Source organism: Entomospira culicis, assembly GCF_028748145.1.
GTDB lineage: Bacteria > Spirochaetota > Spirochaetia > WRBN01 > WRBN01 > Entomospira > Entomospira culicis.
In genome coordinates, this window is record NZ_CP118181.1 from 1,343,316 (window position 1) to 1,366,717 (window position 23,402).

Annotated in this window: 22 protein-coding genes, 2 tRNA genes and 1 rRNA gene; 10 read left to right on the forward strand and 15 right to left on the reverse strand. The window is 44.2% G+C overall.

Annotated features, from left to right (window positions below; genetic code table 11):
- Positions 1 to 4: 4 nt before the first annotated feature.
- Genes ispF through PVA46_RS06370 form a run of 3 tightly spaced genes read right to left on the reverse strand, consistent with a single transcriptional unit; the run spans position 5 to position 1,690 of the window.
- A complete protein-coding gene (gene ispF, locus PVA46_RS06360; protein WP_167695912.1) occupies positions 5 to 508 on the reverse strand; it encodes a 2-C-methyl-D-erythritol 2,4-cyclodiphosphate synthase in 504 nt (167 codons plus the stop codon).
- Positions 508 to 1,164: an IspD/TarI family cytidylyltransferase gene (locus PVA46_RS06365; RefSeq protein WP_274360276.1), complete on the reverse strand. Its 657-nt coding sequence runs from the start codon at positions 1,162 to 1,164 to the stop codon at positions 508 to 510. The genes ispF and PVA46_RS06365 overlap by 1 nt, the downstream gene beginning before the upstream one ends.
- Entirely contained in the window at positions 1,154 to 1,690 is a 537-nt protein-coding gene (locus tag PVA46_RS06370; RefSeq protein WP_338032666.1) for a CarD family transcriptional regulator, read from the reverse strand. Before PVA46_RS06370 ends, PVA46_RS06365 begins: the two co-directional genes overlap by 11 nt.
- Before the next feature lie 64 nt (positions 1,691 to 1,754).
- Here PVA46_RS06370 and PVA46_RS06375 point away from each other — a divergent pair, with 64 nt between their 5' ends.
- The 7 genes from PVA46_RS06375 (at position 1,755) to PVA46_RS06405 (ending at position 9,032) form a co-directional block, all read left to right on the forward strand.
- Positions 1,755 to 2,417, forward strand: coding sequence for a flagellar basal body-associated FliL family protein (locus tag PVA46_RS06375; protein WP_167695915.1), 663 nt, complete (start codon positions 1,755 to 1,757; stop codon positions 2,415 to 2,417).
- Between the two features lie 41 nt (positions 2,418 to 2,458).
- Positions 2,459 to 3,688, forward strand: a complete 1,230-nt coding sequence (locus PVA46_RS06380; RefSeq protein WP_167695916.1) for an FprA family A-type flavoprotein — start codon at positions 2,459 to 2,461, stop codon at positions 3,686 to 3,688.
- A gap of 172 nt (positions 3,689 to 3,860) precedes the next feature.
- The gene (locus PVA46_RS06385; protein ID WP_167695917.1) at positions 3,861 to 4,823 is read left to right on the forward strand and encodes an ABC transporter ATP-binding protein; all 963 of its coding nucleotides are present in this window, start codon (positions 3,861 to 3,863) and stop codon (positions 4,821 to 4,823) included.
- A 3-nt stretch (positions 4,824 to 4,826) separates the two neighbouring features.
- Positions 4,827 to 5,696: an ABC transporter permease gene (locus tag PVA46_RS06390; protein WP_167695918.1), complete on the forward strand. Its 870-nt coding sequence runs from the start codon at positions 4,827 to 4,829 to the stop codon at positions 5,694 to 5,696.
- The gene (locus PVA46_RS06395) at positions 5,696 to 7,126 is read left to right on the forward strand and encodes a motility-associated ABC transporter substrate-binding family protein (RefSeq protein WP_167695919.1); all 1,431 of its coding nucleotides are present in this window, start codon (positions 5,696 to 5,698) and stop codon (positions 7,124 to 7,126) included. The genes PVA46_RS06390 and PVA46_RS06395 overlap by 1 nt, the downstream gene beginning before the upstream one ends.
- Positions 7,127 to 7,194: 68 nt before the next feature.
- The gene (locus PVA46_RS06400; protein WP_274360277.1) at positions 7,195 to 8,493 is read left to right on the forward strand and encodes a hypothetical protein; all 1,299 of its coding nucleotides are present in this window, start codon (positions 7,195 to 7,197) and stop codon (positions 8,491 to 8,493) included.
- Positions 8,469 to 9,032, forward strand: a complete 564-nt coding sequence (locus PVA46_RS06405) for a ribonuclease HII (RefSeq protein ID WP_212603859.1) — start codon at positions 8,469 to 8,471, stop codon at positions 9,030 to 9,032. Before PVA46_RS06400 ends, PVA46_RS06405 begins: the two co-directional genes overlap by 25 nt.
- On the opposite strand, the gene PVA46_RS06410 is transcribed toward PVA46_RS06405, so the two are convergent.
- The 7 genes from PVA46_RS06410 to PVA46_RS06440 form a co-directional block, all read right to left on the reverse strand.
- Complete coding sequence (locus PVA46_RS06410; RefSeq protein WP_274360278.1) at positions 9,022 to 9,888, reverse strand: hypothetical protein; 867 nt, start codon at positions 9,886 to 9,888, stop codon at positions 9,022 to 9,024. The two genes, PVA46_RS06405 and PVA46_RS06410, sit on opposite strands and share 11 nt — an antisense overlap.
- Positions 9,889 to 9,924: 36 nt before the next feature.
- Complete coding sequence (locus PVA46_RS06415) at positions 9,925 to 10,899, reverse strand: C-terminal binding protein (protein ID WP_167695922.1); 975 nt, start codon at positions 10,897 to 10,899, stop codon at positions 9,925 to 9,927.
- 114 nt (positions 10,900 to 11,013) lie between these two features.
- A tRNA-Ile gene (locus PVA46_RS06420) sits at positions 11,014 to 11,087 on the reverse strand.
- 119 nt (positions 11,088 to 11,206) lie between these two features.
- Positions 11,207 to 12,744, reverse strand: a 16S ribosomal RNA gene (locus tag PVA46_RS06425).
- A gap of 408 nt (positions 12,745 to 13,152) precedes the next feature.
- Positions 13,153 to 14,025, reverse strand: coding sequence for a hypothetical protein (locus tag PVA46_RS06430; protein WP_274360279.1), 873 nt, complete (start codon positions 14,023 to 14,025; stop codon positions 13,153 to 13,155).
- Between the two features lie 150 nt (positions 14,026 to 14,175).
- Entirely contained in the window at positions 14,176 to 15,039 is an 864-nt protein-coding gene (locus tag PVA46_RS08405) for a hypothetical protein (protein ID WP_246226788.1), read from the reverse strand.
- A gap of 151 nt (positions 15,040 to 15,190) precedes the next feature.
- Positions 15,191 to 15,982: a hypothetical protein gene (locus tag PVA46_RS06440; protein ID WP_167694681.1), complete on the reverse strand. Its 792-nt coding sequence runs from the start codon at positions 15,980 to 15,982 to the stop codon at positions 15,191 to 15,193.
- Positions 15,983 to 16,171: 189 nt separating this feature from the next.
- Here PVA46_RS06440 and PVA46_RS06445 point away from each other — a divergent pair, with 189 nt between their 5' ends.
- Complete coding sequence (locus tag PVA46_RS06445) at positions 16,172 to 16,546, forward strand: PH domain-containing protein (RefSeq protein ID WP_167695924.1); 375 nt, start codon at positions 16,172 to 16,174, stop codon at positions 16,544 to 16,546.
- 56 nt (positions 16,547 to 16,602) lie between these two features.
- Here PVA46_RS06445 and PVA46_RS06450 read toward each other — a convergent pair whose 3' ends face one another.
- The 4 genes from PVA46_RS06450 to PVA46_RS06465 all read right to left on the reverse strand — a co-directional run bounded on the left by PVA46_RS06450 (position 16,603) and on the right by PVA46_RS06465 (position 20,863).
- Positions 16,603 to 17,415: a hypothetical protein gene (locus PVA46_RS06450; protein ID WP_167695925.1), complete on the reverse strand. Its 813-nt coding sequence runs from the start codon at positions 17,413 to 17,415 to the stop codon at positions 16,603 to 16,605.
- A gap of 4 nt (positions 17,416 to 17,419) precedes the next feature.
- On the reverse strand, positions 17,420 to 18,058 hold the full coding sequence (locus PVA46_RS06455) for a hypothetical protein (RefSeq protein ID WP_167695926.1): 639 nt from the start codon (positions 18,056 to 18,058) through the stop codon (positions 17,420 to 17,422).
- 213 nt (positions 18,059 to 18,271) lie between these two features.
- Positions 18,272 to 19,717 carry an N-acetylglucosamine-specific PTS transporter subunit IIBC gene (nagE, locus tag PVA46_RS06460; RefSeq protein ID WP_167695927.1) on the reverse strand — a complete coding sequence of 482 codons (1,446 nt, stop codon included), beginning with the start codon at positions 19,715 to 19,717 and terminating at the stop codon, positions 18,272 to 18,274.
- Between the two features lie 36 nt (positions 19,718 to 19,753).
- Positions 19,754 to 20,863: a YdcF family protein gene (locus PVA46_RS06465; protein WP_167695928.1), complete on the reverse strand. Its 1,110-nt coding sequence runs from the start codon at positions 20,861 to 20,863 to the stop codon at positions 19,754 to 19,756.
- Between the two features lie 238 nt (positions 20,864 to 21,101).
- Here PVA46_RS06465 and PVA46_RS06470 point away from each other — a divergent pair.
- Together PVA46_RS06470 and PVA46_RS06475 are read left to right on the forward strand one after the other, a co-directional pair.
- Positions 21,102 to 21,173: transfer RNA gene (locus PVA46_RS06470), tRNA-Thr, on the forward strand.
- 71 nt (positions 21,174 to 21,244) lie between these two features.
- Positions 21,245 to 22,240 carry a YeiH family protein gene (locus PVA46_RS06475; RefSeq protein ID WP_167695929.1) on the forward strand — a complete coding sequence of 332 codons (996 nt, stop codon included), beginning with the start codon at positions 21,245 to 21,247 and terminating at the stop codon, positions 22,238 to 22,240.
- 24 nt (positions 22,241 to 22,264) lie between these two features.
- On the opposite strand, the gene PVA46_RS06480 is transcribed toward PVA46_RS06475, so the two are convergent.
- The gene (locus PVA46_RS06480) at positions 22,265 to 23,386 is read right to left on the reverse strand and encodes an acyltransferase (RefSeq protein ID WP_167695930.1); all 1,122 of its coding nucleotides are present in this window, start codon (positions 23,384 to 23,386) and stop codon (positions 22,265 to 22,267) included.
- Between the last annotated feature and the right edge of the window lie 16 nt (positions 23,387 to 23,402).

Sequence of the window (23,402 nt, forward strand, 5' to 3'; positions counted from 1 at the left end):
GCTATTATAGAGATAAAGGCACGCTCTGTCTAGCCAGCAGGACGGCAACTTGACAAAAAACCGCCTCGCCCTCGCCCACCGCATCCAGTCCTTCGCTGGTTTTGGCTTTGAGCGAAATTTGTTCGATGTCAACGTGGAGTAATTTTGCCAAATGCTCTCTTAGCGCTTGCTTAAAGGGATATAATTTAGGGCGCTCGAGGCGGATAGTGATGTCGCAATTGTTGATGCGGTAGCCTCGCTGGTGGATCATCGGCAAGACTTTTTCGAGAAAGAGCGTGCTTGCCATATCGCGATAGGCAGGATCGCTGGGGGGGAAGTGATCGCCGATGTCGCCAAGCGCGAGCGCCCCTAAGAGCGCGTCAATGAGGGCGTGTAGCACCACGTCGCCGTCGGAGTGCGCAATGGCTCCGCCACTTGGGCTCACCTCCATGCCTGCCAACCAGAGCGGACGGGGTGCGCCTAGTCGGTGAATATCCTCGCCCAAACCAATACGGTAATGCTCTTGCATTAGGCCAAATCCTCCCGATAGGTCAATTTTTTATTACCGATCTCCCCTAAAATGCTTTGCGCATGTCTACCATGATGGGCGTGATAAATCGAGGTATCGTCGGAGAAATTCCCTCGCTGTAGCGCCTTATGGGCTTGATAGATCGCATCAAAGTGAAAGGCTTGTGGCGTCTGCGCCAAACCATAGCTACGACGATCACACTCCTCCACCACGACACCTTCTGCGTCCAGACGCTTGAGGCTATCGGTGAGTGGGATAATCGGCAAGAGCGCCTCGTGCTGTGCCAACCCCTCATGCAACCTCTCGATAAGCTGATGCGTCAACCAAGGGCGTGCCCCATCGTGGATCATCACCCACTGCGGAGCGTAAGCAGAGAGTTGCTCAAGCGCCTGCCACACCGAAGCTTGTCGGGTAGTTCCAGCCGGCGAAAAGGTGATCCTTCCCGTAAAGAGAGCTACCGCTTGACGGATCGCCTCCTCGTGCATGGGCGCATAGACCACGTGCAGGTGTTTGATAAGCTTGCCTTGCTCTAGCATCTGACTGAGACGGGAGAGCGCATTATCGCCCTCAGGCAACGGCAGAAGCTCCTTTTTATCCCCCCCCATACGACTCGAGCTACCACCGGCGAGAAGGATAAAAACGCCGTTACTCATCATCTTCGTCGTAGAGCACATCAATGCTCCCCGAGATAGGCTCCAATTGCCCAAAGATCAAACGCTCCACCTCTTTGGTCGACTGCTCAAGGGCGGCCGAAATCTCATCCACCAAGAGGCGCAACGCATCATCAAAAAGCTTGCGCTCCTGCACCGGCAACTCCTTAACCTTACTGCGATGATACAACGCCCGCACCACCGTAGCAATATCCACCACACTGCCCTGCTTCAGCAGATCCCGATTAATCTGGTAACGCGCCTTCCAATCACCCTTCATCGGCTCATTATCCTTAGCCACAATCGCCAAGGCCTCCTTGGCCTTCTTCTTAGAGACAATCGGGCGTAACCCAAGCTCTGGCGCCTTCTCCACCGGCACAAAGACCGTCATATCAAAAGAGTGCAGGTAAATCGTATAATACGTACTCGCAGAGCCATTAAATTGTCGCTCCTCAATCGCATCCACCCGTCCGACCCCCTGCAGAGGATAGACAATATTTTGTCCCACTTTGAATTTTACAACATTATCCATACCTTTCATTATAAACTAAAATGAAGGTATAGTCAAACTCCCTATCTTTGTGTATAATGGTATTATGAAGACTATAAGAGATTATTCTATCTTACTACTCATCATGCTCACCTTAGTAGCCTGCCCACGCCCAGCCAGAGAAGTTGCCATCGATATCAACGCGCAAATCGAATCTCAAGAACGCGTCAAGCTCTTAGCACAAGCCCAGTTCGACCGCGAACAGCTCATCGATCTTGCCGAAACCCAAGAAGAGCGCAATCAACGCACCGAAATCGCCAAAAATAGCGAAAAACAGATCCTCGCCTCCCTCACCGCCCAAGAACGATCGCTCTTTAAAACCCAGATGCGTCAACATCGTTCAGCCCTCAAGAGCTTTGATCAACTGCTCAACCCCGCGCAAACGGCCTTCTACCAAGACCTCCCCACCATCAAAGGCGTTACTGTCGATCAACCCAGCCACTTCTTCAACCTAGACCTCATCATCGCCTATGACGCCAACGATCGCCGGCTTGGTAACGACATCTCCAGCGCTCGTCTACCCATCGTCGATGCCCTACGCAACCTCCTCATGCAATACCCCGCTAGCGCCTTCACCCAAGGCCGCGAAGAGCTCTTACGCGAACCCATGCAACAGGCCATCAACCAAACGCTCAAACGTATCGGTAGCCAAAGCCAGATCAACCATATCTTTATCACTCGCTTAGAGATCCATGAAATACCCAACTAACTTTCCTTCATATAAAATTCAATAGTTATAGGAGTTTAACCGTGAATGCCACAAAAATCGTCGATGGTATCTACAAAGTTGGAGTAAATCTCCCCAATACAAGGCTCTTCGAAGGGCTTTGGCCCATCCCTAAGGGGGCATCTATCAATGGCTACGTTGTGCAAGGCGATGAAATTGCCCTCATCGATCTGGTGCAAGACTTTGAAGATCTCCCCAAAGAGTATCAAGAAGAGCTCGCCGCCATTGGCATTGAGCAGAAGAAAATTTCTTACCTCATTGTCAACCATATGGAACCCGATCACACCGGTTGGCTGGGCACCTTCATCAAGAACAATCCCCATGTCAAAATCTACTGTACTGCCAAGACCGTTCCCATGCTCTCAACCTTCTACGATGTTGCTAGTAATGTGATTCCCGTAAAAACTGGTGATACACTCGATTTAGGACAAGGCAAAGTTTTGGAATTTTTTGAAACCCCCAACGTCCACTGGCCCGAGACCATGATGGTCTTTGAGCGTAGCAATGGCATTCTCTTTAGTTGCGATGCTTTTGGTGGCTATGGTGCAGTTGCAAGCGATAAATCCTTCGACGATACCCTTGATGAAGCAACCGTGCAAGAGTATATCGATGAGGCAATTCGCTATTATGCCAATATTGTCGCCGCCTTTTCGCCCTTTGTTACGCGTGCTATCAATCAGCTAGCGCACTTACCCATCAAGATCATCGCCCCTAGCCATGGTCTTATCTGGCGAAAAGATGTTGCACGTATCGTCAATCTCTACAGCACCCTTGCCGGCTATGCCACCAACGCAGGCGATCCCAAAAAGATCACCCTCATTTGGGGAAGCATGTATGGCAACACCGAGCGCGCTGTTACCTTTATTCGTAAGATTGTCGAGGATTCAGGCATCGAATTTTTTGAACACCGCGTGCCAGAAGAAGAGATTGGCATGGTCTTGGCGAGTGTCTGGCAGAGTCGTGGTATTATCCTTGCGATGCCTACCTACGAATATCAAATGTTTCCTCCCGTTGCACACGTTTTAGACGATGCCTTCCGCAAAAAGATGTTCAACAAGCACTGCTTACGTATGGGAAGTTTTGGCTGGGTTGGCGGTGCCGAAAAAGAGGTCAAGAGCTGGGCGGAAAAGCTTAAGTGGCAAATGCACCCAAGCATTGAGTGGGCGGGTACTCCCACCGAAGCCGAAATTGATAAAATCCGCGACGGAATCCACGCCCTCATCAAAACCATGGAGAGCGACGAAGAGAGCTAACGACTATACCAAAGAGGACTTTATCGGAGGGATGGCGATGTGTATATTCCAAACCTCTCTCCATCCTATTTTAAATGACACATAGCTTTAACGTAATCTTGGAGGGTACATAATGGGTAGAAATGGTCGATGCTAGCAGACACTAACTAAGACCATTGCCAACCCATTCTTAATGATGATTATATCGATTGAACATGTAGAAAAATTCTATGGCAACCATCAAGCCCTAGCCGATCTCTCCTTCTCCTTAAAAAAAGGAGAAGTGATCGGGTTTTTAGGCATCAATGGCGCGGGTAAGAGCACCCTCATGAATATTCTTGCCGGCTATCTGGCGCCTACACGGGGGAGCATCACTGTTGATGGGGTCAATTTTTTAGAGAATCCTATCCAACGTAAAGCGCTCATCGGCTATCTGCCAGAGCATCCGCCCCTCTACAAAGAGATGACCACCGAGGAGTACCTCGCCTTTATCGCCGAGCTTCGCCTACCCAAAGCCAACAAGCAACAACGCCTGATTGCCGTGCAAAAGGTCGTTGAAAAGCTCTCGCTCCAAAAGGTGCAATGTCGCCTAATCGGTCAACTCTCTAAAGGCTTTCGTCAACGCGTAGGCATCGCTAGCACGCTCTTAGGCGCTCCCTCGCTACTCATTTGGGACGAACCCACGGCAGGGCTGGATCCGCAACAACTCCAAGAGATTCACACCCTGATTAAAGAGCTCAAAGCGCACCACACCATTCTCTTGTCTAGCCACATGTTACACGAGATCGAAAGTCTCTGTGATCGCATCATCATCCTCGACCAAGGCAAGATCATCGCCTCGGCGACACCCAAAGAGATCAAACAACGCTTACAAGCTAGCCAACCCATTCACATCGAATTTGCTACCCAAGAAGAGGCTAACTTGACTCAATTTTTAGAAGAACACCTCCCACCAAATACATCATATCATCTAAAAAAAGATTCTCAAAATATTACGGCGATTGTGCAGATAACAAACCAATCCTTAGGCGATTGGCGCGTAGAACTTTGGCAAATGTTGCGCCAATCACCTTGGACAATTCTTGCCTTTACCCCCCATAGTATGAGTTTAGAAGAGTCATTTCTTCAACTCGTACAATCCCATAAGGAGCAGTAAATCATGTGGGCACTCTTCAAAAAAGAGATCCTTATCTACTTTAAAACCCCCTTGGCCTACCTCTTTTTGGCGCTCTTTCTCTTCTTTACGGGCGCGATCTTTACCCTTAGCCATATCTTTAAGGCCAATCAAAATTTTCCTGCCTATCTGCAAGTGCTCACCTCAATGCTCGCGATTATTGCGCCCTTGCTCACCATGCGTAGCTATAGTGAAGAGTGGCAACATAAAACCGATCAGCTTCTCTTTACCCAACCAATTGCCTTGCACCATATTGTGATAGCTAAATTTTTGAGTATTTTAGTGATCTTTGGGATTATTCTCCTTGTCCTCTTGCTCTATTTGAGTGTGATTGCCACCTTTGGCACGCCCGATTGGATGCATATTTTTACCGCATTTATTGGCTTTGTGCTCTTTGCCATTACGCTCTTGAGTCTGGGTATGATGGTCTCGAGCTACACCCAACACCAATTAATCGCTGCGATTGTCAGCTTTTTACTCATCACCATGATCCTCCTTCTTACCTCCATCGCACCGATTATCCCACGTCATCCCCTCGCAGGATTTCTCACAATTAGCCTCCTTTTAAGCATCACCAGCCTGCAACTCTACCTAAAACGTCAGCCAATCTGGCTCATTCTCGGTTCGCTCGCCCTGATCTGGCTTATCACCACCAGCCTCTATCTCCTCCACCCTAGTATCTATCAAGGATTTCTCCCAACGTTTCTCCAACAACTCTCTCCGTTACATCGCTATCAGGGATTTAACCAAGGTGTGATTCGGCTAGAAGATGCGACCTACTTTCTCCTAGCTATCTTTCTTTTACAATACATGATTTATACAAATCTAGAAAAACACGATTATCGGGAGAAATAATGGAGAAAAATCGTTCTGATCGCCGATCTTTTGCCCTCTACACCACGCTTCGATCGCTCATCATCGTGGGGATAGCACTGGGATTTTATGCGCTAATGGCGCTCTTAAACATCTCTATCGACGCAACAAGCACCCGTCGCTATAGCCTCGATTTCGCTAGCAAAGAGCTTCTAGGCAATCTAACTGAACCACTCTCGCTCTACTATCTGGTGCCGGCGAATCGCATGAGTAGAGAGGGCGTTCTCCAAATTGATCAGCTCCTGCAAGAAGTGGCGCGCACGAACAGCCTCATTAGCTATCAAGCCTTTGCCATGGACGAAAAGCCACTCCTCTTAGCCACGCTCCTCCAACCAGAAGATCACATCGAACCTGACTCCCTGATTATCCAACAAGGCACGCAATACCGTATTCTTACACCTCATCAACTACTTAGCTACCATATCACTAGCCGAGGCGAGCGTTATCTGATTGGCAACAATACCGAACAGCTCTTAGTTGATACGCTCCTTCAATTTAACCATAAAGAGCGTTATCGTATCCTCCTTGTCGATAACCACGCAGAGATTGCGCCCAAGAATTTACAAAGCAGTAAAGGCGTTAGTTTGCAACAGTTGATCGAAGATCAAGGGTATGATATTGTTACTGGCTCTCTGCTTGTCGAAAGCCTTGAACCCATCGATACGATCCTCTTTCTCTCTCCCAGCCTCGATCTCTCGCCACAAGAGATAGAGCGGTTAGAAGAGTGGCAAGCCTCAGGAAAACGCATTTATCTTTCGTTACCCTTTCAGGCAGAAGTGCCTTACTACTGGCAAGAATTTCTTCAAAGTTGGCAAATAGCGCTCCAGCCATCGGCAGTGGTAGAAGAGAATCCAAATTTTCTCCTTGCTTCCGATCCCGATAAGCTCGCGTTCTTAGCCACGCTACACCTCCATCCCATCACACAAGCAATGCAACAGCAAAATCTGCGCCCGATTATGCGTTTACCTCGCCATATAGAGATACTCACCACCCAAGATAACACCGTAAAACATGAAGTCGTGCTAAGCACTTCGCCTCAAAATGGCTTACTCATCCCAGAAAATCAACAAGTACAATATCAAAGCAATCCATTAGGACAACCACGCCCACTTGCCATCGCTATTGAGCGAGAAAATCCCAATGCTAACCCTAGTCAACTCTATATTATCAGTGGAGATACCACCTTTCTTCACTACAACTACGCCAACGAATTCCTCATGCTACAAGCCATCGACTGGTTACACCAACAAGTACAAAGCATCCAGATTCCACCCAAAAATCTCTTTAATGCGCCCATGCACGGCATCACCGCAAAACAGGCCATTCCTCTAGCAATTCTCATTGTTATCGTGATTCCGTTATTATTGATTTTTGCTGGCATGACGATTTATTTACATCGAAAAAGAAGATAAAAATGCATCATTACACCAAAAAAATTCTTCCATTCTTTTTGTTATTTGCACTAATTTTACTCTCAATTGTGCTTGTTATATATCAAAAAGATAACTCCCCAGCACCGCTCCATTTAGCCACCCTCCATGAGGATCGGATGAATTTACCCATCCCATCTACCGTAGAGCAGGTGCAGATTAGGCATTACTTAAATGAAGAGAAAATAGAGTTTCATCGCCAGCCAAACGGTCAGTGGCAAGAGATTCATCATCAAGATTTGCTCATCGATCAACAATTTATTCAACAACTCCTAGCGATGCTAAAGCAAGTCTCCGTGATTAGCGTAAAGAATGAGGAAATCCCGAACATAGATTGGGAGCCCCATTATACACTGATGTTATATGGAGATAAGCAAGCGCTGACGCTTGATATTTACGCGCCAAATGCCAGTAAAAATGCCCATTTTATGCGTATTGCCGGTGAGGATACGCTCTTTCTCTTAGATGCGCTTCTGGTACAACTGATTGCTCGCCCAATATCTAGCTACTATGAGATTTTACTGCCGACTCTCCATATCAACGCAATCCAAGAGCTTTGGTTAGAGAATCGTTATGGAAAGACGCATATTACACGAAAAGAGAGACCTCAATTTCTTAGTTTATATACATTTGTATCGCCTTATTTAGAATATAATGTTGACCAAAGTCGACTATCAGAAAATCTCTTACAATTGTGGGCGGGACGAACGCCAATTAATGTGATCTATAATTATCAGCCCAATGTTGATAGAGCCACCCGTGAAACCATGGGTCTCACTCATCCTCAAGCAGAATTCAAGGTTAGGCATCAAGATGGCTCGATATTTAGCATTGCCGTGGGGCTACCAGCCGATGAATTTCACTTTTATGCCTCGGAAATCGGAAAAGAAGATGTTTGGTTACTCCCTAGCGATTTAGCGTATCAACTGCTCAACATTGAACCCTTTACTATCGCATCACGTGCCATTACACTTGCCCCGATCGAGGAAGTTAATGCCATTGAATTTTCCCACCTTGGCGATACTCATCGCTGGCAACGTACCCAAGAGGGAATTTTTCTCCTAAACCAAAAAGAAATGGCAGATAATGTCGCACGAAAACTCTTTCAGGAGATGCTCCTCTTGCACTACAGCGCCCCAAAATCAGCTGTAAAAGCATCGAGTAATCAACAGCAATCTTATCAAATTCAGTGGTATTTTACCAATCAATCCAGAAAAAAAGTCGCGTTTATCGGCCATACATCGCAATACCATCGCGTTTATATCGACGAAATTGCAACGCCTTTCTTAATTGAATCAAAAAAACTGACCCAAAGGTGGCAAGAGTGGCAAAATATATCATTGGCGTAGATGAAGTGGGCAGAGGCGCATTAGCTGGTCCAGTTTGCTCGGTAGCCGTCGCCATAAAAGTCAACGAGATCATACCCTTTAAGATCAATGACTCAAAGAAGTTATCAAAAAAACGCATCGAAACATTAGCCCCGCTCATTATGCAACGATATCGTTACGGAATAGGATTCGTCTCACCTCAAACCATCGATAAAATCAATATCTTGCAAGCAACCCTTCTTTCAATGCAACTAGCCGTAAAACGTTTACAGATAAATCATTACGACAGCATAAATATTCTGGTGGATGGCAATAAGCTCCCTTCATTTGATCATCCTGCACAATGTATTGTGAAAGGTGATCAACAAGAGGAAAGTATCATGCTCGCCTCGATTCTAGCAAAATATATACGCGATAGCTATATGCAACGCATGCATCACTTTTATTCTATGTATAACTTTACGCAACATGTCGGCTATCCCACTACTGCACACAAAGATGCTATCAAAAAGCACGGATACTCGCCGATTCATCGATTATCTTTTCAACTTAAGCGTTAATGTCATTCGCTGTCTCTTGATCAAATAACATCAACGGTGCAACGCCCTTAACCAAATCGCTAAAACGTTTGATACTCTGAGCGGTTTGCCCCATCTGTAACTGCGACTTAAGTAAATGATCGAGCATGTAAAAGCGAAAATCATAATCACCCTGCGGATTCTCTTGCTTAATCTTAAAGAGTAAATCACTCAAACGTGCCAAGATACGCTCCACTTTTACCGTACTTAACTCCAACGAACGTGATTGAATTTGATAATCGCTTGAGGTGCGCGAAGAGTCAGCAAAGAGAAAAAATCCATCTTTATTCTCTGTTAGCACACCATTCTCTACGTCGCTCGGTAAATAAAGCTCAAAGTCATAGAGATCGCGCACCATACCATCCTTAACAAGCTGTAAAGTCTTCCCACTAGCATCCATCGTCAACAGTGGCACATCCGCCCGATCAATCTGCAAGGAAGGAACAAGCGCATGTCCCTCCTCCGTTACCACTAAATTTTGGGCATTAAGACGAAAATTCCCATTGCGTGTAAACTTAATACCATCAGGCGTTTGAATTTTAAAAAATCCACCGCCAATAATTGCAAAATCAAGAAAATTCGCCGTAGGAATAATCTCTCCCTGTGCCATAAAGAGCGGTTGATCCCCAATTTCAGGAATACCCGCAGTAGAATATTGAATATCTTTCGCCTTAAATCCAAAATCAGCAGAGAAGAAAAGCTCCGCCAAGAGTAAATCAAACAACTCCTCTTTACTAGCGCTCTCCTCAAAGTCCAAAATTGCATGCCAAGCAAAAGCTCCCCTACGAGGCGCTTGCGCCGTAACCGAAAGAGAGAGCATAAATATAGAAATAGTCACAGAAAGAAAATAATATTTCAACATAAAATACCGTTCCTAAGGACGAATTTGATTAACAGGCGTATCGGGTTGCTGACCAGTAAGTACGCGCAGGACATTCCCCGCCGCCACTCGTTTAGCCTCACTCTCCGACTCAACGCTATAATAGGCACAATGATCAGAGAGAATAACATTTTCCAAAGTCAATAATGCAGAATCAGGATTTAAAGGCTCCATCGCAAAGACATCCAATCCTGCCCCCGCTATCTTATCGCTACGTAATGCCTCCACCAAATCACTCTCATTAATAAGAGAACCACGTGCCGTATTAATTAAAATAACCCCATCCTTCATCATTGCAATCGTCTTTGTGTTAATCATACCACGGGTTTCACTCGTAGAAGGTAAATGGAGAGAGAGATAATCACACATAGGCAATAATTGCTCTATGGTATCCACTTTTTTAACCCCCAAGCGACGAGCAGTGTTCGCATCAACATGGGGATCGTACATTAAAAGTTCAGCTAAGCCAAAGCTTTGAAGGCGTGCTGCCAGCTGTTTTGCCGTAGCCCCAAAGCCAACAAAACCCATACGACGGCCACTCATGCGATGTACCGCACGCTCACCGGCAGTATTCCATCGACCTAAACGAACTTGTTTATCGATATAAAGAAGATTTCTAGCCAAAGCCAAGAGCATTGCCAACGAGTGCGTTGCAACCTCTTCCACCGCGGCCACAGGAACTGAGGTAACCCAGATGCCTTTAGCTGTAGCAGCCTCGATATCGATGGCATCAGTACCCACGCCATAGCGCGCGATAATTTTACACTTAGTAAGCTGATCGATGGTTTTTTTTGAAATAGTGGTTTGATAGGCTAAAATCGCATCTACGTCTTTAAAATACGCGATGTTTTCATCCGTTTCAAGAGTGAAATTGTAAACCAAAAATTCCACTTGTAGTGCCGAAAAAATTTTTCGTTCCTCTTCATGATTATTATTCGAACGATCCCCGACCACGGCTATTTTAAACATGCAATTCCTCCAGATTTATGCGATTCTTCTGTTTTAGTATAAATTAAATAAGAGAATTAGTCAATAAGATATGGAGAAAAAAAGAGGAGTAAACAGAAAAATGTTTACTCCTAATGGGCTCGACAAGATTTGAACTTGTGACCCCTGCCTTATCAGAGCAGTGCTCTAACCAACTGAGCTACGAGCCCGTAATTCCTTTTAATATAGGGAAATATAAAAGGAAAAGGAAAGAGATACGCTTGAGTGAAGTCATTGGTCTAGTTTAAAGTTTAGATGTGTACTACATCTACTATTACCTTTCTCTTAGAAAGGAGGTGATCCAGCCGCACCTTCCGGTACGGCTACCTTGTTATGACTTAACCCCCCTTACTAGTCCCACCTTCGGCGCCGACCTCCTTACGGTTAATCTAGCGACTTCGGGCAGACCCAATTCGGGTGGTTTGACAGGCGGTGTGTACAAGGCCCGGGAACGTATTCACCGCGCCATTCTGATGCGCGATTACTAGCGATTCCAACTTCATGCAGTCGAGTTTCAGACTGCAATCCGAACCGAGGCTGGCTTTTTGAGGTTTGCTCCACGTCGCCGCTTTGCTTCTCTTTGTACCAACCATTGTAGCACGTTTGTAGCCCTGGATATAAAGGCCATGCTGACTTGACATCATCCCCACCTTCCTCCAGCTTGTCGCTGGCAGTCTCTCTAGAGTCCTCAACTTAATGTTAGCAACTAAAGATAGGGGTTGCGCTCGTTGCGGGACTTAACCCAACACCTCACGGCACGAGCTGACGACAGCCATGCAGCACCTGTATAGCGGTTCCCGAAAGAACTCCACCATCTCTGATGAATCCCACTATATGTCAAACCCAGGTAAGGTTCCTCGTGTATCATCGAATTAAACAACATGCTCCACCGCTTGTGCGGGCCCCCGTCAATTTCTTTGAGTTTCACCGTTGCCGGCATACTCCCCAGGCGGTACACTTATCGCGTTAGCTTGAGCACTGATCCATGTCAGACCAATGCCTAGTGTACATCGTTTACGGTGTGGACTACCAGGGTATCTAATCCTGTTTGCTCCCCACACTTTCGCGCCTCAGCGTCAATTATCCCCCAGAAACTTGCTTTCGCCTTTGGTGTTCCTTCTAATATCAACAGATTCCACCCCTACACTAGAAATTCCAGTTTCCTCTAGGTAATTCAAGTTAAACAGTTTCCATTGCCTTCCCTCAGTTAAGCCGAGGTATTTGACTACAGACTTGTTCAACAGCCTACGCGCCCTTTACGCCCAATAATTCCGAACAACGCTCGCTCCTTCCGTATTACCGCGGCTGCTGGCACGGAATTAGCCGGAGCTTATTCATGGATTAACGTCATCATTAGGGCATTCCACTCCCCAACTTATTCCTCATCCATAAAAGAACTTTACAACCTCTCGGCCTTCTTCGTTCACGCGGCGTCGCTCCATCAGACTTTCGTCCATTGTGGAAGATTCTTAGCTGCTGCCTCCCGTAGGAGTCTGGGCCGTATCTCAGTCCCAATGTGGCCGTACACCCTCTCAGGCCGGCTAACTATCGTCGCCTTGGTGAGCCTTTACCCCACCAACTAGCTAATAGTACGCAGACTCATCTAACAGCGACACAATTGCGTCTTTCCTCTACAACCACAGTCGTAGAGCTTATTCGGTATTACCCACCATTTCTGATGGCTATCCCCAACTATTAGGTAGATCATCCACGCGTTACTCACCCGTTCGCCACTCTAGCCGATATAAATACCGGTTACCGTTCGACTTGCATGCTTAAGACGCGCCGCTAGCGTTCGTTCTGAGCCAGAATCAAACTCTCCATGATTTATGAACTCTGGATTGCTCCAAAGTCTTTTTCAATTATCATTAACAATTTATTCTTTAAACTCAACTTCTTGACTTCAAACCCAAGCGTATCTCTCTCCCTTCCCTATTCTTAAACAAAGCACTCAAGATTCTTCTCATCATCTTCGTTACTTTAGACTGGCAAACTCACGTTTCTTTCAACCACTCTTGCTCGCTTCATCCTCCATTACTATAACCCATCGCCTAACTTTTGTCAACCCATTTTCTCTAAAAAAATGAAAAAATGTTTCAAAAAATCCATAACTCTATGACAAGAAACAACTTAAAATTAAAAAAATATTTCTTCTGTCCCCTTATTCTATAAAAAAAAAGAGAAGGGCTTGCGCCCTTCCCTATCTCATAAGCTATACCCACACTTATAGATATGCTATGACTCTACTCTAAACCTAAAAAATTTATCCAACTGCGCTACACTATGATCGCTATTAAGTGGCATATAAAACTCATAGTCCAAATAATTAGTACTAATTAGAAGCCCCCACATTACATAAAATTCTTCGCCAACTGAGAGCCTAATAGATTTTATGTCGCTATCCGTGGTTAACCAAGAGCGAAAATCATGCTTTAATGGACTTGCAATGTAGATCCCATTCCCACGTCGTATTAGTTGTGATGCCCTCCCCAGACGAGCATAATGAGGACTTCCCCCCTCTCTCATATCAATGCTCAACGTTTTCAAAGGAGTCGATGGAAAGATTGTGACCTCAATATCTGTGGTTATCCCACCAAAGCTTTTATAAGCCTGTTCCCGTTGCTCTGCACTAAAAAATTGCGCATTCTCATTAAAAACTAACTTAAAATCATCTAACCTATCTACTGGTACCAATGTATAAGCAATGTTAATCCATCCATCCACCATCCTCTCTGGAATAGGGTATTCACCTCTAATAAAATTAAAATCAAAATCTACCTTTCCGATCTCAACATTGTCGTTCCCGCCGTTGTCATTCCCGCCGTTGTCATTCCCGCCGTTGTCGTTCCCGCCGTTGTCGTTCCCGCCGTTGTCGTTCCCGCCGTTGTCGTTCCCGCCGTTGTCGTTCCCGCCGTTGTCATTTCCGCCGTTGTCATTTCCGCCGTTGTCGTTCCCACCGTTGTCGTTCCCGCCGTTGTCATCCCCGCCGTTGTCAAGACCACCGTTGTCCTTTCCACCGTCATCGGGGGTCGAATTTTTGGGATTACACGCCACCAACGCCATAAGCGCCACTAGCCACCACATACGTTTTAAGACTGTTTTTACCATATTCTTCTCCTTCTATACCTTATAGAATACTTTTATTATATCATACTTGCATAAAATCTTTCAATAACAAAATAATATTTTTAAAAAAGAGAAGGGCTTGCGCCCCTCCCTCATCTTTTCGCTTTACATTAAGGATTAATCAAATGGTATCTAGTTTACCACGCTAAATCGGAAAAATTTATCCAACTGCTCTACCGTATGATCGCTATTAAGTGGGCTATAAATTACGGTATCATTCAAATTACTATGGACAGAAGCATATCCCCACATGACATAAAAATCGGGACCGAGATAGAATTCGTGTCCCACACGTAAGGTAGCAGCAGCCTTCACATCCCCATCAGACTTGCTCCAGCGAGAAAAATTCGTGCTTGCAGGATCAAGCGCCCATGCACCCGTACCGCGTACTACGGGAAAAGTACCCACCCCACTGCGAGTATAAGTTGGACCATCACTGGTTTCGGTAGCCTGCATTCTAATGTTCAATGTAACCGCAGAATCTAAAGGGATGCGGGTATGCGTAGAGGCGCTCCCAATATACGTTTCCGCACTCGTACTAGTGGCTGCAGCAAGCAATGCCGTTGTAGATTTAAATCTTGCGCCCTCAAAGTAAATTCTCTTATAGAGATCTAATCTATCTACAGGCACCAAGATGTATACCAAGTGGCCCGTATCGTAGTTGAACCCCGCATGTCCTGGAAAAGGTTGCCCATTGGGTAGATCAAAAGAGAACTCCACTCTTCCAATCGTAACGGTATTTCCATCGCCGTTGTCATTTCCACCGTTGTCGTTTCCATCGCCGTTGTCATTTCCACCGTTGTCGTTTCCATCGCCGTTGTCGTTTCCGCCGTTGTCGTTTCCGCCGTTGTCGTTTCCACCGTTGTCATTCCCGCCGTTGTCAAGACCACCGTTGTCCTTTCCACCGTCATCGGGGGTCGAATTTTTGGGATTACACGCCACCAACGCCATAAGCGCCACTAGCCACCACATACGTTTTAATACTGTTTTTACCATATTCTTCTCCTTCTATACCTTATAGAATACTTTTATTATATCATACTTACATAAAATCTTGCAATAGAAAAATAATATTTTTACAAAAAAAGGAAGAGGGTCGCCCCTCTTCCTAACCGCTTTATCTTTAAGGAATGATCAAATGATTCTTTTAGTCTACTACGCTAAATCGGAAAAATTTATCCAACTGCTCTACCGTATGATCGCTATTAAGTGGGCTATAAATTACGCTATTATCCGTAGCATGGCGAGAAGCATACCCCCACATCACATAAAAATCGGAACCTAGATAGAATGCGTGTCCCTCACGCAAGGTAGCAGCATCTTTCACATCCGCATCAGCCTTGCTCCAGCGAGAAAAATTCGTGCTAGCAGGAGTAAACGGATTCAGTCCACTACCGCGTGCTACGGCATAAGTACCCGCGCCACTTCTGATAAAGCTTGGACCATCGCTGGTTTCGGTAGCCTGCATTCTGATGTTTAATGTAACCGCAGAACCTAAAGCGATGGTGGTATGCGCACTAGTGCGTCCAATATACGTTTCTGCACTTGTACTATCAGCGGCTGCCTTAACCAATTCCGTAGTATTAGCAAATTTTGCGCCCTCGTGATAGATACTCTTATAGAGATCCAATCTATCTACCGGCACCAAGGTGTACACCAAGTAGCCCGTACCGTAGTCGTACCCCGCATGTCCTGGAAAGCCATCACCCTTCGGATCAAAGTTAAATTCAACCTGCCCAATTGTAACGATATCCCCACCATTGTCGTTCCCACCATTGTCGTTCCCACCATTGTCGTTCCCACCATTGTCGTTCCCACCATTGTCAAGACCGCCGTTGTCCTTTCCGTCGTCATCGGGCGTGGGTGTCTTGGGGCTACAAGATACGAGCGCAACGAGCGCTAGCAACCAAAAAGAACGTTTTAATACTTTTTTTACCATTTTCTTTATCCTCCACTCATCTACTATCTACTCTTTTTTTCAGAGTATATTTTATTGTACACTGCTTTTTTGTACTTGTAAACAAAAATTTTCACAATTTTTAGAAAATAGTTTTTTCACTATTGACTTTGATGGGGTATTCTCTTATTATCAAAGAATACATACTTTTTATAATAAGGAAGATATCCTATGATTGACTTTAAAAATGGCTCGCTCATCAAGCTTGCACCCATCGAGATTAGCAAGATGCCCACCCCCGTCGATGCGATGTTGGTGGAGGGGGAAGAGATTCTCGCCGCCTTTAAGGCAATGCGCGATTCGCTGGTTTTTACCAACAAACGCGCTATCTCGATTAACTTGCAAGGCATGACAGGCAAGAAGATTGACTTTACCTCGCTACCCTACAGCAAGGTGCAAGCCTTCTCCATTGAGACCGCCGGCTCTTTCGACCTCGATTGCGAGATCGATTTAGTCTACAGTGGGCTGGGCACCGTGCGCTTTGAGATTAAAGGCAACTTTGACGTTATTAAATTTAATAAGATTATCAGCTCCTACGTGCTCTAAACTTTATACATTAATATAGAGAATGCCCAGCTCAACACTGGGCACTTTTTTATCACTTAAAAGCTAAAACGGTAGGTGTAGCCAACAAAAAAATCGATTAATAATTTGTTGCCGATATTGCGCGTAGCATCAAAATCTGTTACAAAAAAATCGCTATCAACTGGATCATAATAATCTATTTGATTAGAATCAAACGTAGGAATTCCTTTGTTTCTTGCTAATACATCAAACTTTACTCTAGCACCCACGGTAATGAAGCCCAGATCATCAATAATAGGAATATGCACCCCACTCTCGAGCATAAGATTGAGACTCACAAAGCTTTTCAAATCATTTGCATGGAGAATTCTACCCTCCCATGGCTCAAAAGCCTCATCTTTGTCTCTGCTATAAACGTTTAGATTACTAAACGATTTCGCAGGCGTATTAAGCGCTACCCCTAAACCACCACCCACATACCACCACTTTAAGTGATAATTCATCGCAAGATCTAAGGCAAAAGAGTGATAGGCAACCTCATAGGTAGCTCTCTGAAAAGGCGTCCACCCTCCCCATTCACTATTAATATACGCAAATGAATCACTATCACTACTTAATTGAATTGTCTCCCCACGATTAAAGTTCATATTTAAAGCTATGGATAGCGATAACCAATCAAAAAAACCAAGATGTGTTTGAATGCCTAAATGAGGGTTGGCTAGTCCGCTTCTGTCGGTTATATCATAAAATCGATAAACATCATCGCCAAGATAGGTCGTTGACAAAAAATCTAAACCAACTCCCCCACGAATCCCCACATCCACAAAAGCAAGCGAAAAGGCCGGCGAACTCATTAGCGCCAAGAGCGCCCATAACATCACTTTTTTCATCTATCTACTCCTCATCCTTATTGCTTTTAAAATACTCTTTGCCCAAGCGCCACAAATAGAGATCTACCTCTTTAATGGTGCATTCTGCTAAACCGTAAACCTCTCGAAAGTTGGCCATCACGTCGTAAAAGGAGCTATAATCTGCTAAATCCTTGGTTTTAAGGAATTTTTGCATCTTGCCATACTTCTTAAAGAAGTACCATAGCCCATCGCCAACAAAACTATCGTAAATAGGATAAAGATCAGGGCGATGCCAGTGGCAATACTTAGTAGCAAAAGAGTACGCCCGCTTGCCAGACTCTTCTTTGGTCGCATCAGCAATAGCGTTGACAAGTTCTGTATCAACCTCTGATTTAGCTAGTTTGTCATCAATCTTTAAATCATGTATCGCCTTGGCAACGTGCACCAAGCTCATATTGGCGATACGCGTGCTATAAAACGAATTGAGCAATGTAACCTTAATTAAGATATGCTGAAAATTCGTATTCTCTGGCAAAAACCCCCAAACCTGCTTTAGCGTCTCATTGTGCGCCACGTACAACTGATGGGTCGCATCGTTGGCATCCCATAACTGCGCATAACCCTCTACTACATCAATATTTGGCTCGGGGATATCCAAAGCCAACTTCTCACTCTCTTTCATGGAGAACTCCTTATGATTCATAAATCTTAATAAGAGTATACCATGATAGATGTCAATTGTCAATAAAAAATAAATTATAATTTATAAAGTAACATAAAAAGAATAAATATACAAAATACCCACATAAATAAATTATAATTCTATTTTCATAAAAAAGACCAGCACACTAACGTACTGGTCGTATTCATTCTTTAATGTCTATAAAAATGAGATCTATTTATCGTGAATTGCGCTCATTGCATCGGCGATAAATTGTACATCAGGACCAATAATAATCTGCAGGGACTCATTGCTGATGACCTGTACCCCAACAACGCCCGCTGCCTTAATTTTATCTGCATTAATATCCCTTGTTGACTTAACCGTAATGCGTAAGCGCGTGGCACAATTATCAATGATACGCACATTTTCTGCCCCGCCAAGCAAGTCGTAGAGCGTCTCTGCTAGCGCATCGGTGGTGGCATTGCCTTGACGTACACTCCGTTGTTCTGCCGAGACTTCCTCGCGCCCTGGAGTCATCAAGTTGAAGGTGCGAATCGCAAAGCTAAAGGCCACATAGTAGAGCCCTGCGAAGAAGACTCCTTGCACTAAGAGCATCCATGGTTGATTGGCGATAGGTAGACGTGCGCTCAAAATGTAATCAATAAAACCAGCGCTAAAGTTGAATCCCGCTGTCCATTGAAATGCAGCTGCCACAAAGAGAGAGAGCCCAGTAAGTACAGCATGTACCACATAAAGAGGCCAAGCCACAAACATAAAAGAGAACTCCAAGGGTTCGGTTACTCCGGTAAAAAATGAGGCAAATCCCGCAGCTAGCATCAAAGAGGCAATACTTTTTTTATTCTCAGGTCGCGCATTTTGATAGATAGCAAAAGCTCCCGCAGGTAATCCAAACATCATAATCGGAAAAAATCCTGCTTGGTACATACCCGTTACGCCCTTCTCCCCGACATTACTCCAAAAATTTCCAATATCATTAATGCCTGCCAAATTAAACCAAAAAACATTATTCAGCGCATGGTGCAATCCCGTAGGAATCAACAAACGATTAAAAAATCCATATAATCCAGCGCCCAAAGCGCCCATTGCCGAAATCGCCTTACCAAAGTTCACTAGCGCCATAAATACCGCCGGCCAAATAAACATCATGACTGCCGAAACCACCATCATCACCATCGCCGTGAGAATTGGGACTAAGCGTCTACCACTAAAAAAGGAGAGCGCCATTGGCAACTTCGTATGCGCAAAACGATTATACATTGCCCCAGCGATCAGTCCAGCCATCATGCCAAAAAAGACATTGCCATTATTCACCTTACTAAAGGCTAATACAGCATCCTCTGAAATAGCACCGCGAAACATCACTACGGCATCGGGATTTAAAATACTCATCGGCACTAAAAAAGCCACTAACCCCGCCATCGCAGAAGATCCCTCTTTCTCTTTCGCCATCCCCAAGGCTAGACCCACCGCAAACAAAATACCCAAATTATCAAGAATCGACGCACCGCCCTTAATTAAAAATGCTGATAACACATTCCCTGATCCCCAACCATTGGGGTCAATCCAATAGCCAATACCCATAAACAGTGCAGCAATCGGTAAAGCTGCTACAGGCAACATTAAAGATCGACCAATACGTTGTAAATAATCTTTCACTTTTTTCTCCTTTTGAGCTTAAGCTCCTATCCTCTCTTATCGGCTGATTCTTGGATAAGCCCACATCCCCGCCATGCGTAATACATCGCGCGTAATTGCATAATGCTCATCATGTGCCAAAAGCTCCTCCATGGAAATATCTTGCCAGCCCAAATTGTGCACATGAAACAGCTCTGGCTGCTCTAATCGATCCTTGAAGATCTCATTACCGACTTTAAATAGGGTAACTGCACGTTTAAGATGCGTCGCGCTTGAGATAATGGTAACATTTTTAATATGAGGTTGACTCTCCAGAATTTTAAGTGAAAAAAGCAAATTTTCTACCGTATCGCGTGCCATATTCTCCTCAATTAGCCGATCTTGCTCAATACCATGCTCCATAAGCCACTGTGCCATAAGACGACCCTCCGTTTGACCATTACGCTCTACTCCGCCTGTCAAAATAATTTGACTTTGAGGATAACGCTCCAACGCCAGAAGGGCTACCTTTAAACGCTCTATTAACGTTGGTTTCATTGTGCCATCAGGATTAAGCTCAAATCCTAGCAAAATAAAGATATTATCAATTTCAGGAAGACTCTCCACGTTCATATTAATACGAATTTCTCCACGCTTATCAATCGCCTCACTCATAATATCAAATAAAACTCTCTTAGTGCTTACCTGTATCTGTGCATAAGCGCGCTGATAACTTACCCCATCGCTTGCCAAACGCGCATAAAGAGCCCAATTCATCAAAGCATCGCTAATACCATTTACTTGATAAGCTTTTTCATAATAGGCAATACTTTCTGCTAAATCACCCTGTGTTGCAGAGAGATAGCCTAATCCCATTAAATAACTCGCATCCTGTGGATTGATCGCATCCAATAGCTGTAAAATCTCTCGCTGATATTCCACACTCTCCTCTTTAGAAAGCGTGTTGTGATGAAGGTAATAGTAAATAAAAAGCTCTTCTAAACGCGCAATACGTAGCGATAACGTATCACCTTGATTAGCCTTTTTGAGATGTTCAAAAAAAGAGATCGAAAAACTCTCTGTCGTATCGACCCCTATCGCTAAAGCTCCCGATTCATTGCCCGCTCTCTGACAACCTAACATCGCAAAAATTCCCCAGATCAATAACATCATGTGTCTCTTCTTCATTAACCTTACTCCTAAGATAATTTTTTTATTAGATACAGTATATCATGGTAAATTTAAGTTGTCAATAAAAAATAAATTATAATTTACAAAGTAATACAAAAAGAATAAATATACAAAATAACCACATGTAAATAAATTATAATTCTATTTTTACAACAAAAGAGCATCGTCATCCACAGTAGATCCACCCCTCTTGACAAAAATGCCTTTACGTTTTAAAATAACCATGTTCTTTCACGCCAAAATAGCTCAGGGGTAGAGCAACGCATTCGTAACGCGTAGGTCGTGGGTTCAATTCCCACTTTTGGCTTGCTCTTTTTCTTGAATAATATCGCTTGTGATGAGTTGTTCAAATCACTTACTTTGGTTACAATGATGCATATGAAGCTAATTCAATCCATTTTTCCAGGCGTTTTATTATCTATCGCTACGGCGATGGTCTCCGTGCTTTTGAGCAAGTTGGTTCCCCACCTAGGCGCTACGACGATCGCAATATTACTAGGAATTTTGGCAGGAAATGTCCTCTTTTCTCAAGCGATATGGAAGGCTGGCACGCGCATTGCCGAGAGCAAATTTTTAGAGCTTGCCGTACTCATGCTAGGCTTTATGATTACCCTGCAACACCTCCAGCAGATAGGCTTGGGAGCTGTTGGTTACATCCTTCTCCTTGTTATTCTCACCATTACGCTCAATCTCTTGATGGGGAAACTTTTTGGCTTTACTCCCACATTTTCGTTATTGATGGGCGCGGGGAATGCCGTCTGTGGATCTTCTGCCATTGCCTCGGTGTCGCCGGTGGTACGTGCAAGCGAGGAAGAGAAGGGGCAGAGCATCACGATGATTAACCTGATGGGCACGATTTTTATGCTCACGCTCCCGATTGTTGCTATGCTCCTCTACCCGCAAGATGCTCTACGGATGGGGGCGCTCCTTGGGGGAACATTGCCGTCGGTGGGACAGGTGGCTGGGGCTTCGCACTTAGTAGGCGAGCAGGTCGCCTCTCATGCGATGCTCTTTAAAGTGATGCGCGTCTCTCTCCTAGGATTCGTGGTGATCCTCATGCAACGGCTAGCCTCTGATAAAAGCCAAAAGCAACAAACATCGCATGCTACGCGCATAGCAACATTCTTACCATGGTATATCTTGGGATTCTTTCTAACGCTCCTGATAAATACGCTTTTACCCATCTCTCCCGCCGTACATAAATATACAGCATCGGCGAGTTTCTGGTTAGAAATCACTGCCTTATCGGCCATCGGGCTCCGCCTAAACCTAGCGTCTCTCATAAAAAAAGGCGGCAAGCTCTTACTCTTTTCGCTTCTTGTAGCGTGCCTCCAAGTTGGGGTAGCTCTGCTATTGCTGGCTTGGATCTTATAATTTTATAAATGACATTTTTTTGTTTTATGCTCCTAAAACGCGAGCAATGCGCTTGGGTAACAAACTGATTAGATAGGCAATGAGATAACTAATCATAATCGTGCTGAATAACTCTATTATAAGTTGTGCATGTATTTGTACCCCCCGTGGTGGAAAATACTTAAACAATGCATGACGCATAACCGCTAAAACCATAGCATGGACAAGGTAAGCCGAAAAAGATAAAGAAGACAATTTTTTAATTATTTTCTGAAAAGTACGCATTTGAAACAAAGGAAAAGATTTGTAGCTATATTTTATCACATAAAATATAGAAATAGATTGAATCAAAACGTAAATGGCTAAATTATCAAACGTAGGAATAATCAATTCAGAGAAATTCTCTGTTTGTAATCTGATTAACATAATAAAACTAATCAAAATATACATAAGGAGCCAAGCAGACATTCGCCATGCAGAATTCTGGGTACTCGTATTTCGCCCATGTAAATAATGCAGATAATAGCCTAAAAAAAGATAGCCTATATAATCACTAAAGATAGGCAAAGAAATAGAGAGGTAAGGAAATTCCTGCGGAAAAAATTCTTGAAATGTCACAACAGTATTCCAACCAATAGTGAAAGCTAACCAAAGTAATAGCCCATAGCGTAACTCATTTTTAGCACTATTTTGCGCTATTTTTTGTAAAAAAGGCATTGCTAGATAAATTCCAACTATCATATATAAATACCATAAATGATATACAATTCCTTGATTATGAAAGAACATAAACACTAAAGAACGTTTAAGACCTAAAGTAGAAAGATAATCGCCATAAGAAATCAGATCAACTGGATACAAAATATACCTATATAAAAATAAGTATATCACTGTCCAAATAATCATAGGTACGATAATATCCCTTAATCGTTGCCTAAGATTGAACGTAGATTTAGAGAGAAATAATACACCGGTGATCATCACAAAAATGGGTACTGCTCCACGAGAAAAAGCATTCATTAATAACAAGAATGCCGGAAAATTGTCTTCTTTATATTGAAATAGAATTAGCCCACTCACCACATGAGTGAGTACCACTAGCACGCTCGCTACAACACGTAATAAGTAAAGATATTGCATGTCTTGAGTATCTTTTATTGGTTGCACAAACCCAATCCCCCAC

Bases quoted from the DNA above. Each gene is read 5' to 3' on its own strand.
- ispF (WP_167695912.1), bottom strand. From the start codon at position 508: ATGCAAGAGCATTACCGTATTGGTTTGGGCGAGGATATTCACCGACTA.
- PVA46_RS06365 (WP_274360276.1), bottom strand. From the start codon at position 1,164: ATGATGAGTAACGGCGTTTTTATCCTTCTCGCCGGTGGTAGCTCGAGT.
- PVA46_RS06370 (WP_338032666.1), bottom strand. From the start codon at position 1,690: ATGGATAATGTTGTAAAATTCAAAGTGGGACAAAATATTGTCTATCCT.
- PVA46_RS06375 (WP_167695915.1), top strand. From the start codon at position 1,755: ATGAAGACTATAAGAGATTATTCTATCTTACTACTCATCATGCTCACC.
- PVA46_RS06385 (WP_167695917.1), top strand. From the start codon at position 3,861: ATGATGATTATATCGATTGAACATGTAGAAAAATTCTATGGCAACCAT.
- PVA46_RS06390 (WP_167695918.1), top strand. From the start codon at position 4,827: ATGTGGGCACTCTTCAAAAAAGAGATCCTTATCTACTTTAAAACCCCC.
- PVA46_RS06395 (WP_167695919.1), top strand. From the start codon at position 5,696: ATGGAGAAAAATCGTTCTGATCGCCGATCTTTTGCCCTCTACACCACG.
- PVA46_RS06415 (WP_167695922.1), bottom strand. From the start codon at position 10,899: ATGTTTAAAATAGCCGTGGTCGGGGATCGTTCGAATAATAATCATGAA.
- PVA46_RS06430 (WP_274360279.1), bottom strand. From the start codon at position 14,025: ATGGTAAAAACAGTCTTAAAACGTATGTGGTGGCTAGTGGCGCTTATG.
- PVA46_RS08405 (WP_246226788.1), bottom strand. From the start codon at position 15,039: ATGGTAAAAACAGTATTAAAACGTATGTGGTGGCTAGTGGCGCTTATG.
- PVA46_RS06440 (WP_167694681.1), bottom strand. From the start codon at position 15,982: ATGGTAAAAAAAGTATTAAAACGTTCTTTTTGGTTGCTAGCGCTCGTT.
- PVA46_RS06445 (WP_167695924.1), top strand. From the start codon at position 16,172: ATGATTGACTTTAAAAATGGCTCGCTCATCAAGCTTGCACCCATCGAG.
- PVA46_RS06450 (WP_167695925.1), bottom strand. From the start codon at position 17,415: ATGAAAAAAGTGATGTTATGGGCGCTCTTGGCGCTAATGAGTTCGCCG.
- PVA46_RS06455 (WP_167695926.1), bottom strand. From the start codon at position 18,058: ATGAAAGAGAGTGAGAAGTTGGCTTTGGATATCCCCGAGCCAAATATT.
- PVA46_RS06465 (WP_167695928.1), bottom strand. From the start codon at position 20,863: ATGAAGAAGAGACACATGATGTTATTGATCTGGGGAATTTTTGCGATG.
- PVA46_RS06475 (WP_167695929.1), top strand. From the start codon at position 21,245: ATGAAGCTAATTCAATCCATTTTTCCAGGCGTTTTATTATCTATCGCT.